The 15,793-nt window shown below is 55.2% G+C and carries 14 protein-coding genes and 3 tRNA genes; 12 read left to right on the plus strand and 5 right to left on the minus strand.

Annotation, left to right across the window (positions count from 1 at the left end; genetic code table 11):
* Window positions 1-71 precede the first annotated feature (71 nt).
* Window positions 72-147, minus strand: a tRNA-Asn gene (locus R0140_RS08735).
* Between the two features lie 330 nt (window positions 148-477).
* Between R0140_RS08735 and nac the strand changes: the two genes are divergently transcribed.
* The 3 genes from nac (at window position 478) to ldtA (ending at window position 3,471) form a co-directional block, all read left to right on the plus strand.
* Window positions 478-1,395, plus strand: a complete 918-nt coding sequence (gene nac / locus R0140_RS08740) for a nitrogen assimilation transcriptional regulator NAC (protein ID WP_002911729.1) — start codon at window positions 478-480, stop codon at window positions 1,393-1,395.
* Window positions 1,396-1,501: 106 nt separating this feature from the next.
* Entirely contained in the window at window positions 1,502-2,452 is a 951-nt protein-coding gene (cbl, locus tag R0140_RS08745; protein ID WP_004180456.1) for an HTH-type transcriptional regulator Cbl, read from the plus strand.
* A gap of 77 nt (window positions 2,453-2,529) precedes the next feature.
* Window positions 2,530-3,471 carry a L,D-transpeptidase gene (gene ldtA / locus R0140_RS08750; protein ID WP_012967646.1) on the plus strand — a complete coding sequence of 314 codons (942 nt, stop codon included), beginning with the start codon at window positions 2,530-2,532 and terminating at the stop codon, window positions 3,469-3,471.
* 44 nt (window positions 3,472-3,515) lie between these two features.
* Here ldtA and R0140_RS08755 read toward each other — a convergent pair whose 3' ends face one another.
* On the minus strand, window positions 3,516-4,526 hold the full coding sequence (locus tag R0140_RS08755; protein WP_016161421.1) for a GntR family transcriptional regulator: 1,011 nt from the start codon (window positions 4,524-4,526) through the stop codon (window positions 3,516-3,518).
* Between the two features lie 319 nt (window positions 4,527-4,845).
* On the opposite strand from R0140_RS08755, the gene R0140_RS08760 reads away from it, so the two are divergent.
* The 8 genes from R0140_RS08760 to R0140_RS08795 are packed head-to-tail and all read left to right on the plus strand — an operon-like array spanning window position 4,846 to window position 12,613.
* Window positions 4,846-6,252, plus strand: a complete 1,407-nt coding sequence (locus tag R0140_RS08760) for an amidase family protein (RefSeq protein WP_032735975.1) — start codon at window positions 4,846-4,848, stop codon at window positions 6,250-6,252.
* Between the two features lie 2 nt (window positions 6,253-6,254).
* The gene (locus tag R0140_RS08765) at window positions 6,255-7,136 is read left to right on the plus strand and encodes a polysaccharide deacetylase family protein (protein WP_016161418.1); all 882 of its coding nucleotides are present in this window, start codon (window positions 6,255-6,257) and stop codon (window positions 7,134-7,136) included.
* A 32-nt stretch (window positions 7,137-7,168) separates the two neighbouring features.
* Entirely contained in the window at window positions 7,169-8,542 is a 1,374-nt protein-coding gene (locus R0140_RS08770; protein ID WP_022065160.1) for an MFS transporter, read from the plus strand.
* A gap of 9 nt (window positions 8,543-8,551) precedes the next feature.
* Window positions 8,552-9,328, plus strand: a complete 777-nt coding sequence (locus R0140_RS08775; protein ID WP_016161416.1) for an SDR family NAD(P)-dependent oxidoreductase — start codon at window positions 8,552-8,554, stop codon at window positions 9,326-9,328.
* 9 nt (window positions 9,329-9,337) lie between these two features.
* On the plus strand, window positions 9,338-10,084 hold the full coding sequence (locus R0140_RS08780; RefSeq protein WP_022065159.1) for an SDR family NAD(P)-dependent oxidoreductase: 747 nt from the start codon (window positions 9,338-9,340) through the stop codon (window positions 10,082-10,084).
* A 10-nt stretch (window positions 10,085-10,094) separates the two neighbouring features.
* Window positions 10,095-10,406, plus strand: a complete 312-nt coding sequence (locus R0140_RS08785) for a hypothetical protein (protein WP_016161414.1) — start codon at window positions 10,095-10,097, stop codon at window positions 10,404-10,406.
* Window positions 10,396-11,418, plus strand: a complete 1,023-nt coding sequence (locus R0140_RS08790) for a CobW family GTP-binding protein (RefSeq protein ID WP_032740041.1) — start codon at window positions 10,396-10,398, stop codon at window positions 11,416-11,418. The genes R0140_RS08785 and R0140_RS08790 overlap by 11 nt, the downstream gene beginning before the upstream one ends.
* Before the next feature lie 4 nt (window positions 11,419-11,422).
* Window positions 11,423-12,613, plus strand: coding sequence for an ABC transporter substrate-binding protein (locus R0140_RS08795; protein ID WP_023297892.1), 1,191 nt, complete (start codon window positions 11,423-11,425; stop codon window positions 12,611-12,613).
* Window positions 12,614-12,703: 90 nt separating this feature from the next.
* On the opposite strand, the gene R0140_RS08800 is transcribed toward R0140_RS08795, so the two are convergent.
* Both R0140_RS08800 and mtfA read right to left on the minus strand, forming a co-directional pair.
* A tRNA-Asn gene (locus R0140_RS08800) sits at window positions 12,704-12,779 on the minus strand.
* Between the two features lie 100 nt (window positions 12,780-12,879).
* Window positions 12,880-13,680, minus strand: a complete 801-nt coding sequence (gene mtfA / locus R0140_RS08805) for a DgsA anti-repressor MtfA (RefSeq protein ID WP_008804199.1) — start codon at window positions 13,678-13,680, stop codon at window positions 12,880-12,882.
* 90 nt (window positions 13,681-13,770) lie between these two features.
* Between mtfA and R0140_RS08810 the strand changes: the two genes are divergently transcribed.
* Window positions 13,771-13,860: transfer RNA gene (locus R0140_RS08810), tRNA-Ser, on the plus strand.
* A gap of 274 nt (window positions 13,861-14,134) precedes the next feature.
* Here the strand turns inward: R0140_RS08810 and ompC are convergent.
* Window positions 14,135-15,280 (minus strand): porin OmpC, encoded by a 1,146-nt coding sequence (ompC, locus tag R0140_RS08815; RefSeq protein WP_008804200.1) that lies wholly within the window; start codon window positions 15,278-15,280, stop codon window positions 14,135-14,137.
* Window positions 15,281-15,793 lie beyond the last annotated feature (513 nt).

Raw genomic sequence — 15,793 nt, forward strand, 5'->3', positions numbered from 1 at the left:
CCGTAAACCGCGTAAGGCCGCATGAAAACCGAAAAGCAAAAAGCCTGCTCGAAAGCAGGCTTTTTTAAATTTGGCTCCTCTGACTGGACTCGAACCAGTGACATACGGATTAACAGTCCGCCGTTCTACCGACTGAACTACAGAGGAATCGTGTGAACGGGGCGCATATTAACGATGCCATCCGGCCTTGTCAAAGCCTGATTCAAAGAATTGCGTTCAACTGCTGACAATTTCAACAACCCCTGGCTGGGTGGTGCTTTTTTCACCATTGCGCACCGTTGCGGTGCAAAAATACCCCTAATGGGGCATACCACAATCTGCTTACCGGGCAAATAAAAGCTGGATTGTTATCACTATCCCTTATAACACGGCCTCTGGCGGGCAGCGGCAGCGCAATTGAAAAGCTGGCAAGCAAATTGCAGAACCAGTTGCATCATACTTCCAGCGTTGACGCTGGCGTTCCTTACAGGAGGCAAAATGAACTTAAGACGACTGAAATATTTTGTGAAAATCGTCGATATCGGCAGTCTGACCCAGGCCGCTGAAGTCTTGCACATCGCACAACCGGCCCTGAGCCAGCAGGTCGCGACCCTGGAAGGTGAAATGGACCAGCAGTTGCTGATACGCACCAAGCGAGGGGTCACGCCAACAGAAGCCGGTAAAATTCTCTACACCCATGCGCGAACCATCCTGCGCCAGTGTGAGCAGGCGCAACTGGCGGTCAATAACGTCGGCCAGACGCTGCGTGGTCAGGTCTCGATTGGCCTGGCGCCGGGCACGGCGGCTTCTGCCATTACTATGCCGTTGCTGCAGACGGTGCGTAATGAGTTGCCCGAGGTGATGGTCTATCTGCAGGAGAGCAGCGGCACTGCGCTGAATGACAAGCTGCTGGCGGGTCAGCTGGATATGGCGGTGCTGTATGAGCGTTCGCCAGTGGCCGGTATCGTCAGCCAGCCGCTGCTGAAAGAGGACCTCTATCTGGTGGGTACCCGCGACTGCCCGGGACAGAGCGTGGATCTCACGGCGGTGGCGGAGATGAACCTGTTCCTGCCGCGGGATTACAGCGCGGTACGGGCGCGGGTCACCGAGGCGTTCACCCTGCGTCGTCTGTCGGCGAAAATTATCGGCGAGATCGAATCCATTACCACCCTGACCGCGGCTATCGCCAGCGGCATGGGGGCGACGGTCCTGCCGGAATCCGCTGCCCGCTCCCTGTGCGGCGCGGCAAACGGCTGGATGGCGCGGATTAGCACGCCGTCGATGAGCCTGTCGCTGTCGCTGAATATGTCGGCACGCGGTAGTCTGTCGCCGCAGGCGCAGGCGGTGAAAGAGATCCTGCTGTCTCTGGTGAGCCGCCCGTCGCTGGAGAACCGTGAACTGCAGCTGGTTAGTTAGGCTATATTCTCTTAAGGAATAAGTTGCTGGTTTTTATTATTTGTTACCTGGGACAACAGACTTTAACAATAGCAGATACGTTAAGTCCATTGGCCCGGAGGAAAGGGTGAACTTCCAGCAACTGAAAATTATCCGTGAGGCGGCCCGTCAGGATTACAACCTGACGGAAGTCGCGAATATGCTCTATACCTCGCAGTCAGGCGTCAGCCGCCATATCCGGGAACTGGAAGAGGAGCTGGGGATTGAGATCTTTATCCGTCGCGGTAAGCGCCTGTTAGGCATGACCGAGCCGGGTAAAGCGCTGTTATCCATTGCCGAGCGCATCCTCAATGAAGCCAGCAACGTCCGGCGGCTGGCGGATCTCTTTACCAATGATGCCTCCGGCGTCTTAACCATCGCCACCACCCACACCCAGGCGCGCTACAGCTTGCCGCCGGTGATTAAAGCCTTCCGCGAGCTGTTCTCAGATGTTCGCGTCGAGCTGGTGCAGGGCACCCCGCAGGAAATCGAAGCGCTGCTGCATAACGGCGGGGCGGATATCGGTATCGCCAGCGAGCGCCTGAGCAACGACCCGACGCTGGCGGCTTTCCCCTGGTTCCGCTGGCATCACAGCCTGCTGGTGCCGAAGGATCATCCTTTGACGCAGGTTTCTCCTCTGACGCTTGAGGCAATAGCCCGCTGGCCGTTAATCACCTACCGCCAGGGGATCACTGGCCGTTCGCGAATCGATGAGGCCTTCAACCGCAAGGGGTTGATGCCGGATATCGTGCTGAGCGCCCAGGATTCCGATGTCATCAAGACCTATGTCGAGCTGGGGCTGGGCGTCGGGCTGGTTGCCGAGCAGTCCGGAGATGCCCGGGAAGCGGACACCTTTACGCGTCTCGATACTCGCCATCTGTTCGATGCCAATACCGTGTGGCTGGGGTTGAAGCGGGGCCAGCTGCAGCGTAACTACGTCTGGCGCTTTATCGAACTGTGCAATGCCGGACTGTCGCTGGATGAAATTAAGCGTCAGGCGATGGAGCCGGAAGAGGCCGCTATCGACTATCAGATTTAAGCCATCGCGGTCAGCGGATCGAGGCGAGGAAATAACGCTATAATTCACACACGAGAGTCGCGACTGAGGAAGGGAAAATGACGATGCGGCGTGTGAAATTACTTTGTTCTGCGCTGATGCTGCTCGCCAGCCACGGCGCGCTGGCCGTCAGTTATCCGCTGCCACCGGAGGGAAGTCGTCTGGTGGGCAGCGCATTTACCATCGCCGTGCCGGAGAACAACACCCAACCGCTGGAAAGTTTTGCTGCCCAGTACGGCCAGGGGTTGAGCAATATGCTGGAGGCCAACCCCGGCGTTGATGTTTATTTGCCGCACTCCGGTTCGACGCTGATTATTCCGCAACAGTTGATCCTGCCTGACACCGTGCGCGAAGGGATCGTCATCAACGTCGCCGAAATGCGTCTCTATTATTACCCGCCGCTGGGCAATAGTGTGGAAGTGCTGCCAATTGGCATTGGCCAGGCCGGACGCGAAACCCCGCGTAACTGGGTGACGGCGGTAGAGCGCAAGCAGGAGGGACCGACCTGGGTTCCGACCGCCAATACCCGGCGCGAGTATGCGAAAGAGGGCAAAACCCTGCCGGCGCTGGTGCCGCCCGGGCCTGATAATCCGATGGGGCTGTATGCGATCTACATCGGCAGGCTGTACGCCATCCACGGCACCAACGCTAACTTTGGCATTGGGCTGCGCGTCAGCCAGGGGTGCATTCGCCTGCGCAATGACGATATTAAATTCCTGTTTGATAACGTACCGGTGGGGACGCGCGTCCAGCTAATCGATCAGCCGGTGAAGTACACCGTGGAGCCGGACGGCAGCCATTGGCTGGAGGTGCACGAGCCGCTGTCGCGCAATCGGGCGGAATTTGAATCCGACAGAAAAGTCCCCTTGCCGATGACCTCGGCGCTACGCGAGTTTACTCAGGGGCCGGGAGTGAGTCCTTCACAGGCCGAGCAAACCCTGCAGCGCCGCTCCGGCATGCCGGTGAATATCAGCGCTGCAGCGGTGCAGGGGAGTTTGTAAGTGTCGAACGACTGGCTGTCCCTGGCGGGCTGACCGCCCTCTGCTTAGTTCGCTTCCATAAAGTTGGGTAAGTCGGGGACAGGCAGCACGGAAAGCACTTTTAAGCGCTGAAGGGTCCGGGATTGCGCGCGTTCAAGGTGATCTTTCAGGCAGGCGGCCGCCAGCGCCCAGTTTCCTTTCAGCAACATGTCATACACCAGAGCGTGTTCTTCCAGGGTGGCGGTTTCTACCGGAATGGCCAGTAAATCATAGAAGATACGCGTGATGATGAAAGGAGACTGATGCTGGCGCAGGATCTGCATCATCAGCTTATTACCTGCGGGCTCGAGGCAGCGGATGTGAAGATCTTCTTCCAGTAACTCCAGTTCCGCGGCAGTCAATTGTCGACCTTTATAACCTTGCGTCTTTTGCAGCATGGACGCCAGCCACGCCGACGAAAGGTGAGGTCCAGCCTTGCACAACGCTGCGGGTTCGAGGCTGGCGCGGATCTCGAAGTGATCGGCGATTTCGCGCGCGGTAAGCGGGCCGGTCAACCACTGTGAGTAAGGCTCTTTTTCTACCAGTCCCTTGTCGCGCAAACGCATTAGACTTTCACGGATTACCGAGCGGCTAACATTATAATATTGTGCCGCTTTTTGCTCATTCACCGAGTAACAGCCAAATACCATGGCTGTTGAGAGTACAACCTGCAGGTTCTCCAGCACCTTTTCACCACTGGTGCGGGTATCCACCAATGGCTGCTGTTCATCAAGGCCGAAGAGCTCCCTGGTCAGGGCGAGGCGCAATGGCTCGACCTCTTCGTCAGGCTGTGCCACGATAAAGCCACGCCCCTCGAAGCGGGTAATTAACCCTTCTTCATGTAACAGGCTGAGCGCCCGACGCACCGGCACCCGGCTGGTACCGAATAGTTGTGCTAACGGACCCTCCAGAAGTACCAGCCCCTTTGGCACTCGCTGGGCAACCAGAATATGACGTAAAAACTGACGAATAACTTCATAGCGCGCAGCGGCGGTATCTTCCGTTGCCGCATGCGAAGGGTTTGTCTGCATGACCATATTTTCGATCCTTACCTCATCAAACTTACCTTATCACATCCTGAGCGGTGTCATACCAACCCCCATCATTAGCACCGCGGTAGTGCAGGCTGCCCATTAATGGATCATTACATAAAATATACATTTATAACTCCTGTTCATGATGCTCTTCTACACTTGTTATCTCATTACCCTACCCACTTGTATCTTCTTGAAATTACTGCAATAAAACAAAATTAATACGATATGATCACATTTTAGACACTTTGTTGTCATTATTCTGGCACTTGTTTTGCTATGTTTAAATGGATTTTTATTTAAATATACATTTAAGGGTGATATGAACGCGAATACGATTCGCCTGCAATTTCAGCGGGGCCAGATTGATGCCTGTGCCATTGCGGCGTTGTTTGCCAGAGGTCAGCTTTCGCCACTTGCGTTTACGGAAGCCTGCCTGACGGCGGCCAAAGAGACCCAGGGGATTTTTATTACGCTGACTCCCGAACGCGCCCGTCAGGAGGCTGCCGCCTCGACGCAGCGCTGGCGCGAGGGCGCGCCGCTGAGCCCATTGGATGGTATTCCGGTCTGCTGGAAAGATTTATTCGATATCGCCGGGACCCGAACCACTGCAGGATCCGCAACCCGCCTGGATGCGCCTCTCGCGACACACGATGCCGGAATGGTGGCGCGCCTGACGCAGGCGGGAATGGTGACTATCGGCAAAACCAATCTGAGTGAGTTTGCCTTTTCCGGTCTGGGTATTAACCCAACGTTTACCACGCCGGCATTACTGGCAACCGATGGCGAGGAACATGTTCCTGGCGGCTCTTCCAGCGGCGCGGCGCGAGCGGTTGCTCAAGGGGTGGCCTGCATTGCAATAGGAACGGACACCGCGGGTTCCGTGCGCATCCCTGCTGCGTTTAGCGGAGTGATCGGTTTTCGCGCCAGCCGTCATCGCTATGACGCGAGCGGAGTGTTTCCCCTGGCGGCGTCTCTCGATACGCTCGGGCCTCTTTGTCGCAGCGTCCGTGATGCTTACGCCCTTGATGTCATTCTCTGTGGCGAGGAGACGTCGTCGTCGACGGTGTCACGGTTAATTGTCGATCCGGAAATTCTCAATGCCGCTGATATTAGCGTCCGTGACAACAGTGCTTCGTTGCTGTCCCGATTAGCGGCGTCAGGCGTCGTTGTTGAATATCGGCGCCTGCCAGCCTTACATGAAGCACTTACCTGGATTGCTCACCATGGCTGGCCAGGGGCGATTGAAGCCTTTCAGTTACATGCCTCTCTGCTGGCGTCACCGGCAGCAACAGCGATGGATCCCCTCATTCGCCGCCGACTGCTGGCCTCCGGCACGATTGATCCGGCGGTGCTCACCACCTTTTTGCGTCTACGTCCGATCTGGCAGCAGGCACTGGCTGAAGAACTCAATGGCGCGATTTTGGTGACACCAACGGTCGCGCATACCGCGCCGCGGCTGGCGCCCTTGCAGGCGGATGCCGAGGCATTTGCCTTCGCCAATAGCGCCACGCTGCGCTTAACCATGCCAGGCAGTTTACTGGATATGCCCGGTCTCGCTGTGCCAAGCGGTACGACCGCGAACGGCCTGTATACCAGTCTGCTTTTCTCTTCACCGAACGGTGAAGATCGCTCGCTTTTAAGCGCTGCCTGTGCGGTAGCGCATCTGCTGGCGCCTTCCAAAGGTGATGGCGCTAATTCGTTATCCCTCAACTCAAAAGGAAAATAAACATGGCCAAAGAAATCCTTTGCGCATTTGGTGTGGACGTTGATGCCGTTGCCGGCTGGCTGGGGTCATACGGTGGCGAAGATTCTCCGGATGATATTTCACGCGGCTTATTTGCCGGGGAAGTGGGCGCGCCGCGGCTGCTGAAACTGTTCGCGGAGCAGCAATTACGTACGACGTGGTTTATTCCCGGGCATTCGATAGAAACCTTTCCGGAGCAGATGAAAGCGGTTGTGGAGGCAGGACATGAGGTGGGGATCCATGGTTATAGCCATGAGAACCCGATTGCCATGACGCCTGCCCAGGAGGAAGCGGTGCTGGATCGTAGCATCGAACTGGTGACGCAGTTAGCCGGTAAACGCCCGACCGGGTATGTGGCGCCGTGGTGGGAGTTTAGCAATGTGACTAACGAGCTGCTGTTAAAAAAGGGCATTAAATACGACCACAGTCTGATGCACAACGACTTCCATCCGTACTATGTCAGGGTTGGCGACAGCTGGACAAAAATCGACTACAGCAAGCATCCCGATGCGTGGATGAAACCATTGCAGCGCGGACAGGAGACGGATCTGGTTGAAATTCCAGCCAACTGGTACCTCGACGATCTACCACCGATGATGTTTATCAAAAAATCCCCTAATAGCCATGGCTTCGTTAACCCTCGTCATCTGGAGGAGATGTGGCGCGACCAGTTCGACTGGGTCTATCGCGAAAATGAGTACGCCGTCTTCACCATGACTATCCATCCCGATGTTTCCGGCCGTCCTCAGGTGTTGTTGATGCTTGAACGCCTGATTCAGTACATCCGTAGCCACGATGGCGTTCGCTTCGTGACCTTTGACGAAATTGCAGATGATTTTAAAGCGCGCAAACCGCGCTCGGCATAATGTCATTTACCCCCTGACAGAGGGATTACGCTATGAGCATTTTTAACAAAACTTCCGTAAACGGCTGGCAGCCGCAGCAGTTAACCATCAAGGATGTGAAATTTGCCACCTGGATTGCCTTTTTTGCCTGGGTTTTCGCTGTCTACGATTTCATCCTTTTTGGCACATTATTGCCGGAAATCGGTCTCCATTTTGGCTGGGATGAGGTAGAGCAAGCGGAAATCGCCACCTGGGTGGCGGTTGGCGGCGCAGTGATTGCGCTGGCGATTGGTCCGCTGGTCGATCGTCTGGGACGCCGGATGGGGATTGTCATTACCGTTGGCGGTGCCGCGTTGTGCTCATTATTGACCGCTGTGGGCGGTGCATGGGGGAAAGGGGCGCTGACGGCCATTCGCTCTGTCGCGGGGTTGGGCTACGCGGAACAAACGGTGAACGCTACCTATTTATCAGAACTGTATACCGCGCTCGACGATCCAAAACTCAATAAACGTAAAGGGTTTGTCTACAGTCTTGTGCAAGGTGGTTGGCCGGTCGGTGCACTAGTCGCTTCAGCGCTGACCGCCATTTTAATGCCCATCATCGGCTGGCAGGGCAGCTTCATTTTTGCAGCATTACCCTCACTGGTTATCGCTGTGCTGGCGCTAAAACTTAAAGAAACACCTCAATTCCAGGTACAAAAGAAAATCCAACATTTGCGTGAACAAGGGCAGGTCGCCGAAGCCCGTCAGGTAGCCCAGGATTATCAGATTTCATGGGAGGAACATCACCGCGGTGGAATTGCCGCAGCGTTTCGAGGCACATCGCTGCGCGCCACCCTGGTACTGGGGGCGGCGGTACTGATCAACTGGTTTGCCATTCAGATTTTTAGCGTGCTCGGTACGACGGTCATCACCAAAACCCATGATGTTTCTTTTAACAACTCGTTGCTTATCTTAATCCTGTCCAATCTGGTGGGCTATTGCGGTTACCTGGCCCATGGCTGGCTGGGTGACCGGATTGGGCGTCGTAATACTATCGCGGTCGGCTGGATGCTGGGGGGGGTGGCGTTTGCTGGCATGCTCTACTGCCCGGACAACTTTGCCACTATCGTCACGCTCTACAGTATTGGTTTGTTCTTCCTGATTGGTCCCTACGCTGCAGCGCTGTTTTTCATTAGTGAAAGCTTTCCTACCGCCATCCGTGCTACGGCAGGGGCGTTGATTGGCGCGATGGGACCGGTCGGGGCGATCATCGCCAGCGTTGGTACCACCGCAGTGTTAAGCCATGGAGGGCACTGGCAGGATGCTGCGCTGTGGTTTGGCGCCATACCCTGCTTTATCTCAGGTGTGGTGATGTGGCTGGCGCGTGGCGATGTCCAGCGCGCGTCAGGGATGAACAAGACCGTTAACACACAACCTCAGGCGTAAGGAGCGATGATGGAAACCACAAACATCAGTCAGCGAGTAGCGGCAATCAGTGGTGCGGCAAGCGGCATTGGTCTGGCGCTGGCCACCCTGTATGCCCGCCGCGGAATACGGGTGATCGCCGGTTACTACCCGGACGATCCGCATGACCCTACTGTCGCTGCTGCACAGGTTGAGGAGGCTGGTGGCGATGCACTCTGGCTGCCGCTGAATGTCGCCGATACGGCGTCGGTTGATACGTTTATAGCGCAAGGCGTCGCTCATTATGGCCGTCTTGATTATGTCATCGCCAATGCGGGGATCTTACGCTGCGCGTCTATTGAAGAGATGAACGACGACCGCTGGAACGAAATGCTTAATGTGGACCTCACCGGCGTGATGCGGTGTTTCCGGGCGGCTACGCCACGACTGATCAGCGGTGGGAGTTTGGTCGCAATCTCATCGATTGCCGGGGGCGTCTATGGCTGGCAGGAGCACGCCCACTACGCGGCGGCGAAAGCCGCAGTCCCAGGGATTTGTCGCTCACTGGCCGTTGAGCTTGCACCGCGAGGTATTCGCTGCAACGCCGTGATCCCCGGATTGATTGAAACCCCACAGTCGCTGGATAAGCAGAACTCTCTGGGGCCGGAGGGGCTGGCAAAAGCAGCCAGATCGATTCCACTGGGACGGGTTGGCTGTCCGGATGATATCGCTCGCGTAGTGGCTTTTCTCACCAGCGACGAAAGCCGCTATCTGACCGGGCAAAGCCTTATTGTCGACGGTGGTTTGACCGTCCGCTGGCCGGATTAAGGAGCCACTATGCAGTTGCAAAACAGACGTTGTGTTGTGACGGGCGCGGCAAGTGGTATCGGCGAGGCTATCGCACTGCTTTTTGCCGGCGAAGGGGCTCGACTGATACTCACCGACCGGGACCGTAATAAACTGGAAGGGGTGGTACAGCGTTGTCGGTTAATTGGGGCGCATTGCTATGGCGTGGTGGCTGATGTCGGCGAGGTCGACGGGGCAACGGCTGGCGTGGATGCCTGCCTGGGGCACTATGAAGGGATTGACGTGCTGGTCAACAATGCAGGTATGCTTACCCAGGCTCCCTGCACCGATATCACTCTGGATATGTGGGAAACCATGATGGCCGTCGATCTGCGCAGCGTGTTTCTGGCCTGCCAGCGAGCTCTGCCAGTGATGTTAAGCCAACGCTGGGGACGCATTATCAATATCGCTTCCCAACTGGGCATCAAAGGTGGGGCAGAGCTGTGTCACTATGCGGCCGCTAAGGCTGGCGTGATCGGCCTGACGAAATCTCTGGCGCTGGAAGTCTCCAGCCGAAATGTGCTGGTTAACGCTATCGCCCCAGGACCGATTGAAACCCCGCTTATTGAGGGTATTCACCAGGCGTGGAAAACGGCCAAAACGGCGGAGCTGCCGCTGGGGCGCTTTGGGCGAGCAGAAGAAGTGGCGCCGGTGGCGCTGCTGCTGGCCAGCGAGCCTGGGGGTAACCTGTTCGTTGGCCAGACGCTAGGGCCAAATTCGGGTGATGTGATGCCTTGAGGAGTGGATGATGTGCGGAGTGTGCGGCCTGCTTGATAACGGGCCGCAGTGGAGCGATCCGCTGCGGCAGGATATTCCCCTACGCCAGCTGCGTCTGCGGCAGCTGGCATTACTAAACCGTACGCTGAAGCCCTGGCGCCTCTCGCTGACGGAGTTTCATGGTCAATGGCTGCTGGCCAGCCCGACGGGACAACAGGTGCTGGTCCACTCCCTGGATCGGTTGTGGAAAGAAGCCGAGAACATGCTGCATCAGGCGATCGATCCGCTCGATGATGCCTGGTTAGCATCGCTTGAGGCCAAAGGGGAAAACGATGCCTGCTGAAGAGAAATTACCCCTCCATGTGCTGAGCGGGTTCCTGGGTAGCGGTAAAACAACGCTGCTGAAAAACTGGCTCGCCCGGCAGGACGTGAACGATATTGCTCTGCTGGTGAATGAGTTTGGCGAGGTGGGGATCGACCATCATCTGCTTCACGCAGTCGCGCCGGATACTGTGTTATTGCCGAGCGGTTGCGTATGCTGTCAGATTCGTGGGGAATTGCAGGCCGCTCTGCTGGCGCTTTATGAACGGCGGGCGCGCGGCCTGATCCCGGCGTTTCGCTACGTTGTTCTGGAAACCAGCGGGCTGGCCGATCCGGCTCCCATCTTATCGACACTTCTCCACGATCGTCAGTTGCAGAGCCATTTCACGCCAGGGACGCTGGTCACACTCGTCGATGCGGAACATGCCCACCGTCAAGCCGATCTTCAGCCCGAGTGGCTTGCGCAGGTGACGGCGGCGGACAAACTGCTGGTGAGTAAAAGCGATCGCATTGCCCCCGAGGAGACGGTGACGCTCGAGCAGTGGCTGCGTCAGCTTAATCCGCTGGCGGAAGTGAGCACTACGCGGCTGGCGCAGGATACCCCGGACTGGCTGTTCCGAAGTGAAGTATTTCGCGGCTCTTATGAACAGCGTTTCCGCTGGTTAGGGTCATGTGCTGACAACACGTTTTCGTTGGTGCCAAAGCGCGATGGCGGGGCGCATCCCACGACAGAAACATGCGTGATTTCGCTTGAGCAGTCGTTAAACTGGCCCGCTTTTGCTATCTGGTTATCCATGCTATTACATTGCCATGGTAACGCGGTGCTGAGAATGAAAGGCATTTTGCGTGTAAGCGACAGTGAGACTCCGGTGGTTATTCATGGTGTACAGCACACGTTGCATCCTCCGGTGCATTTGGATGACTGGCCTGGAGCCTTAAGCCATTCAACGTTGGTATTTATCTTACGTGGACTGGAGGCGCATCGCTTGCAGCAGGCCTTTAGCCGCTTTATGCAAGTATTACAGGAGTCCTGAAGGGATGAGTTCTGCGGCGATTATTTCTCCTCCATTAACGCTTCGGGTGTTGGGCACGTCGGTGACATTACTGGAGATATTGCGTGTTCGCGCTGAGCAGGAGCTGGGGATTAAGATCGAATACCTGCTGCATAGCGTGGAAGATGCCCAGCGCATCGCGGTTATGCAGCCTGACAGTTACGATCTCTATGACCAGTGGTTTCATAATATCGATTTTGTCTGGCCGGCCCGTGCTATTCAGCCGCTGGAGGTGAAGCGGCTGAAATATTGGGACGAGGTGAACGAACTGGCGAAGCAGGGCACCCTGAACGGCGTTGTGGCCGATGGCAGCGTACCGTCCCAGCGCTTGTACGTTCAACGGGATCGCCATTTAAGCAGCCAGCCGAGCGATCTCATCAGCATGCTGCCATTGACGCATAATGCCGATAGCTTTGCTTATCATGTCGACCGTCTTCCCGAGGCGCTTCAGCAGGAAGAAGAGAGTTGGGGATGGTTACTGCATAGCGCGCTTACTGGCGCGGTCGCCCTGCAGGAGGATGCAGCTATGGGAGGGATCGATGCCGCTCTGGCCATGCAGGGCGCGGGGATGGCGCAGTTTGCCGATATTGGCAATTTGACGTTGGAAGAGATCGATGTTTTGACACAAGGATTAGCCCATCTTAATCGCCAGGGACACTTTGCCGCATTCTGGTCGTCCCAGGAGCAGGCATGCGATTTAATCGATAATCGATGCGTTGAGGTCCAGAGCTTATGGGCTCCCATCTATTTCCGGCACCATTTCCATCAGCGAGGCTATAAAATGGCGCGCCCGCGTGAAGGCTATCGGGCGTGGTATGGCGGCATGTCGCTGTCTCGCTGCGTGACTGGGAAGGTAAAAGAAGCGGCTTATGATTACCTTAACTGGTGGCAGTCTGGTTGGCCCGGCGCAGTAATGGCCCGGCAGGGGTATTATATTTCAAACCCTCAGCGGAGCCGCGCTTGTCTGTCTCAGGCCGAATGGGACTATTGGTATGCAGGAAAACCGGCAGCTGAATTACTCCTCGATGCCTCTGGCGCGCCGCTTATTCCTGCGGGTGAGCGTCGGGATGGTGGAAGCTACGAGCAGCGGATGGGACATATTGCGGTATGGAATTCGGTGATGGATGAACATAACTATCTGACGCGACGCTGGCAGGAGGCGCTGATGCGCCGCTAGCTCTTATGCGGCTGGGCCGGACAGAACTGAGGCAGACCTGACGGAAGCTAAAAAGCAAAAAGCCTGCTCGAAAGCAGGCTTTTTTAAATTTGGCTCCTCTGACTGGACTCGAACCAGTGACATACGGATTAACAGTCCGCCGTTCTACCGACTGAACTACAGAGGAATCGTGTGAACGAGGCGCATACTACTGGCCTCGCATTTTTGTGTCAACACTAAAATTAACTTGCTGATTCAACTGGCTAAATTTAGCCCAAGGCGTTGTTTTAGTGAACAATGCGCCGATTGTCTTCATCCTGCAGGCCATTCTCACGTATCCGCTGCAGCGGATCCTGCTGGTAGAAGTGGCAAAAACGCTGCCACAGGGCGGGGAAGCGGGGCGCGAACAACTCGGGCGCGCTGAAAAAATATTCCGAGAGGACGGCAAAGCACTCCGCGGGGTCGGTGGCGGCATAGGCGTCAATGCTGGCGGCGCTTTCCCCCACCAGGTCTATCTCATCCTGAATATTGTTCATTGCCGCGTGGAGATCGTGCTCCCAGCCGGCAACCTCGCGTAATGGGATAAGCGGCACGCCGCTGGCCCGATCGCCATTCCTCGCATCCAGCTTATGCGCCACCTCGTGCACCACGAGGTTAAAGCCTGACGCATCAAAGGAGTCCTGAATATCCAGCCAGTTCAGCACTACAGGCCCCTGCTGCCAGCTTTGTCCCGATTGCACCACCCGCTGGTTATGGACCAGACCAATATCATCTTCCCATTCATCATCCACGACGAACGGGGCTGGGTAGATCAGCACTTCATGGAAACCGTCCAGCCACTCTATTCCCAGCTCAAGCACTGGCAGACAAAAGAGCAGGGCAATGCGTGCCTGATGCAGCGGGGTGAGCTCCAGCCCCTGCAGCGCCACCAGACGTTTTTGCTGTAAGAAACGGGCAGCCAACTGAGTAAGCTTGCGCTGCTCAGTGGGAGAAAGATGGGCTAAAACCGGAATGGCAAGCGCTTGCTCCCAGGGCATCTCTGCGTTGCCGGACTCATCATCTGCTTTCCAGGGCCATTTAAACATCATATTGCTCGCAAAGTCGTCACTTGAACACGATTACCGAAACGGGAGCTATTAAAATGCCAAAGATCCTGGCATTATAGCAACCACAACAGCGGAGAGATGCCGGAGCGGCTGAACGGACCGGTCTCGAAAACCGGAGTAGAGGCAACTCTACCGGGGGTTCAAATCCCCCTCTCTCCGCCACTTTTCTCTTAATGACCATTCCCCTTCAATCACACCGTTAGCTTCAGGTATAACGCCTGCGCTGGGGTATCGCCATCATCATCGTCCTGGTTTCAGCGTAGAGACGCGGTAGCGCGCTTTATCCTTTTAGGACCTTATCGCCGCTTTTTGCCCGAACGAGCTTAAACGCATCATAAAGAGGGAAGGTACGCCTGGAAAGCGGCAATGTCGAAAAGAGTGATCTCAACGGAGCGGGAACATAAAAAAGCCCGCTGAACGCGGGCTTTGACGGGGATCAGAACTGATAGACCAGGCCGAGGGCGACGATGTCATCGGTCGCGATACCGCTGTTTTTGTAGAAGCGGTCGTCTTCATCCAGCAGGTTGATTTTGTAATCCACATAGGTGGACATATTTTTGTTGAAGTAGTAGGTCATGCCCACGTCGACATACTTGACCAGATCCTTGTCGCCGTAGCGAGAATAGGTGTAGAGATCTTTACCCTTCGACTGCAGATAGGCGACAGACGGACGCAGCGGTAAATTAAAGTCGTCAAACTGATACTGCGCGACCACTTCGAAGTTCTGCGTTTTGTTGGCAATCCCACCAAAACTATCGTTGCCGTAGAAGGTCATGTTGCGGGTTTCAGCATACATGGCGGCCAGATAGATGTTGTTGGCGTCATATTTCGCGCCGACGGTCCAGGCGTCAGCTTTATCGCCATTGGCGTAGCGCTGGCTGCTACGAGCCTCTGCCAGCTGGTTATGGGTACGGTCAGAAGACGAATACGCTGCCCCTACGCTGATCCCCATATCAAGATCGTAGTAGCTGGAGATACCGAAACCGTCGCCATTTTCCCGCGCCAGTTTACGTTTGCCGCCGTTATTAGTGCCTTCGCCAGAACCGGCGTTTTCATTATTACCCTGATACTGCAGAGCGAAATGCAGACCGTCGACGAGGCCGAAGAAGTCGCTGTTACGGTAGGTTGCCACGCCGTTGGTACGGCCGGTCATGTAAACGTCGGTCTGGGTGTAGGTATCGCCGCCGAATTCCGGCAGCATATCGGTCCAGGATTCAATGTCGTACACCACGCCGTAGTTACGACCGTAGTCCAGTGAGCCGTAGTCGGCAAACTTCAGACCAGCGAAGGCCAGACGGGTCCAGGAGTTTGCGCCTTCTTTTTCAGTGGTATTTGCCTGAATGTTGTATTCCCACTGACCGTAGCCGGTTAACTCGGAAGCGATCTGCGTTTCGCCTTTTATACCAAAGCGAGCATAGGTCTGATCGCCATCCTCTGAAGTGTCGTCAGAGAAGTAGTGCAGGCCGTCGACTTTTCCGTAAAGGTCCAGTTTGTTGCCGTTGTTGTTATAGATTTCCGCGGCATTAACGGCATTGGCCATTAATAATGCCGGTACCATGAGTGCCAGTACTTTTCTTTTCATTATATATTCCCTTTTAATAATAATTTCTATGAATTATGACAATCCCTCCGGAATGACTATCAGATACTAACGACTAAGTTCATTTTTATTTAAAATAAAAGATGTAAATAAATAATATAAAACATTTCAATTTATTTCAATTTGGTTCTTTATATTATTTATGAATAATTTTTGGTGGAGTATTATTTTGTTATATAGCAATGGGATATGACTTGGTTTGATTGATTTTGTTAACTTAATGAAATGAGTTATATGAATTAACATCAAGGCATCATTCATCACGAAAATTGCTTTTTGGCCGGCAAAAATAATCAATAGATTATCAATGCAACACGCGACCTCCCGCGCCGGAATAAATTTTTTGCATGGGGCGAAGAATAAATAAAACACTTCAGCGCCCGCTCACCGGCAGCATAAGTCGCAGGTTGACGTAGAAGATGGGGATGAAACTGCTGCCTGCTGCACAGGTTGGCGGTATAATGTGATGCTTGTCACGTTTTGAGTGGCGGTAGT

Origin of the sequence: Klebsiella sp. w6 (assembly GCF_033100215.1) — a bacterium.
Lineage (GTDB): Bacteria > Pseudomonadota > Gammaproteobacteria > Enterobacterales > Enterobacteriaceae > Klebsiella > Klebsiella variicola.